Below are 2430 nucleotides of genomic sequence, written 5' to 3'. Positions count from 1 at the left end.
GTCGGTCTCTACGACAACGTCCTGGCACCGTCGTCGATCGTGCGGGAATCGTTCATTCAGCACGGCGTTCCCGCCAGCATCATCAAGTTGATTCCGTATGCCGCCAATGTGAAGCGATTTCGTCCGCTGGAACAGCGCGGGTTGAATTCAAATCGCTTTGGGATCCTTTGCGTCGGACAGATCAGTCTGCGCAAGGGGCAGCTCTATCTCCTGGAAGCCGTCGAGCGCCTCGGCGACGAGCGCGTCCATGTCACGTTGATCGGACAGATCGATCCGACGGTGGAGCCGTTGCTCGCTCCGTACCGCCACCTCTTCACGCACATTCCTCGCGTCGACAACGCGCAGCTCAACGCCTACTACAACGCGGCGGACCTTTTCGTCCTGCCGTCTCTCGAAGAGGGGCTCGCCGTCGTTCTATGCGAGGCGCTCGCGACCGGCCTGCCAATCGTCGCGACCAGGGAATCCGGCGCCGCCGAGATCATCGAGCATGATCGCAGTGGCACGATCGTCCCATCCGGCTCCGTCGAACGTCTGACCGATGCCATCGGCGAGATGATCGCGTTGCCGGACAAGCGCGCGGAGTTCTCCCGTCACGCGCGCATCGCGGCAGCCGGCACGCACAATTGGACCCAGTATGTCGACAAGTTGCAGCAAGTCTATGCCGGCTGCCTCCGGTCGGTGCGCGATGTGCATACACGCACGTGAGGGCTGCGCCCGGTGCGCATTGAGAGGGTCTATCGACTGATCCGCGGAGCGACGCCGGGAATCCCGACCGACAAGCCCTGCACACCCGGAAGCACGCCGAGGGCCGATCTTCCCATCCCCGCACCCCGCGCGGAGCGCAGGCTCGATACCGAACCGGCGCTCATTCCCGAGTACATACTGCCGTGAACGTATCCCATCCGCTCCACGTCGTCGGCGTACGGATTCTTCGCGCCGGCGGCCGCCATCGCGAAAGTCCGCAGCTCGCTCGTGTCCGATCCGGATTTCCGATACGTTCCCGCGTTGCCTGCCAACGTGTTTCCAGCCGGTTCGCCGTAGATCACGCTTGCCTGCTTCGCGGCCGTGCTGGATCTGGACTGCCCGTGACACCCAGGCAATGCACAGGCGGCGAACGACGTTGCCGGCGCCATGATCGCCGCCGCGGTCGACACGACGCAGAGAAGCGGTATTGCTTGACGTACATTGAACATCCCACGTGGCTCGTCCATCTCATTTCACCTCATCGGTCAGTCGAATTTTCACTTTCACGTGTGTCGCCGGTGCAGAATGGTCGGCGTTACATACGACTCTCAATCGCATGATGCGAACGTTCGGCAAAGCAGCCAGCTGATCACGTGGCATCCCCGATACCTCCTGCTCACCGATCGTCCGTCTACCTGGCGTCGACATGTCGATGACACCGCGCCACGCCGGGCGACCGGTGTAATCCAGTCCCGTCAACACGAGCGTTTCGCCGGGTTCGCGTCCGGGCGTCGCACGCGCGTCGGCGATCTCGATGGTCAATTCACGCGCTCCACGATGGATCGTGAGGTCGAACGGACGTTGACGCGCGCCGCCGCCGAAGTCGAAACCGGCGTCGATGGCGTCATCGTTGTGGTGAGCGTCACGAATGTGCGCGTCGTCGACGTTCAATTGAACGGCAACATCGAACGATGCTTCCGAATTACTCCGTGGGCTCGAGAACCGGGCTTCCATATCGGATTGCGCCCCGGCGATCACCGGATCGACGATCGTCAAGTTCTTGCAGATATTGGCGATCAATATCTGGTTGACACGGGCCGTAACCGTGGAGTCTCGCGCCTTGACGCCGATTGCCGTGCGTCCGTTCTCGAGCCATATTCCCGTCACATCGAATTGCGGTTGACCGCTTTCGTTTCGAAGCACGGAGCCCATCGTCAATCCACGGGGCACCGGGTCGTTGATTCCGGAGAAATCGGTATACAAGACGCCCGATCTCGCTCCGGTCACCTTGACCCTCACGACGCCACCTCCCGTCGTCAACGGCATGAGGGTGCCCTGAGCGCGAACCAGCCTGGGTCGATTGAACACGACCGACTCCATCGGTGTCGAAAAACTCAGCGTCACGAACGCGCTCGCTGCCCGTCTCGCTCCAACGAACGTGACGTCATTGAACTCGACGTTTCGGCAACTGATGATCGGAATCGGTTCTTCAATCGTCGAATCGTTCACGACGATTCGGTTGACCGCCGGACCGTTCGAAAAGAAACCGATCCGGCAGCGGTTGTATTCGATGCTGTCAACGAGCTTGTCGTTCTCGACGAAGCGGATGTATGAGTCGTTGACGACGATGGTTCCACTCGCGGACGGATAAAAATAACCATTGACCCGAACGCGATTGCATACGATCAGGTCTGAAGAGAATGCGTACAGGCTGCCGTCGAGGGAGCTGACATCGGCGTCACGACG

General features: G+C 60.8%; 3 protein-coding genes. 1 reads left to right on the top strand and 2 read right to left on the bottom strand.

Annotation, left to right across the window (positions count from 1 at the left end; translation table 11 throughout):
* Positions 1-705 (top strand): glycosyltransferase family 4 protein (locus ACWEOZ_RS44205; RefSeq protein ID WP_451916657.1); only part of this gene is annotated, 705 nt, incomplete at its 5' end.
* A 29-nt stretch (positions 706-734) separates the two neighbouring features.
* Here ACWEOZ_RS44205 and ACWEOZ_RS44200 read toward each other — a convergent pair.
* Together ACWEOZ_RS44200 and ACWEOZ_RS44195 are read right to left on the bottom strand one after the other, a co-directional pair.
* A complete protein-coding gene (locus tag ACWEOZ_RS44200; RefSeq protein WP_105817667.1) occupies positions 735-1211 on the bottom strand; it encodes a hypothetical protein in 477 nt (158 codons plus the stop codon).
* 1 nt (position 1212) lies between these two features.
* Positions 1213-2430 (bottom strand): hypothetical protein (locus ACWEOZ_RS44195; RefSeq protein ID WP_451916656.1); only part of this gene is annotated, 1218 nt, incomplete at its 5' end.

The organism is Actinoplanes sp. NPDC004185 (genome assembly GCF_053603475.1).
The sequence above is the reverse complement of the archived record's forward strand: the minus strand, read 5'-3'. Positions and strand labels throughout refer to the sequence as shown.

What these genes read in the sequence shown, in the direction of transcription:
- ACWEOZ_RS44200 (WP_105817667.1), bottom strand. Translation starts at nt 1,211, where the DNA reads ATGGACGAGCCACGTGGGATGTTCAATGTACGTCAAGCAATACCGCTT.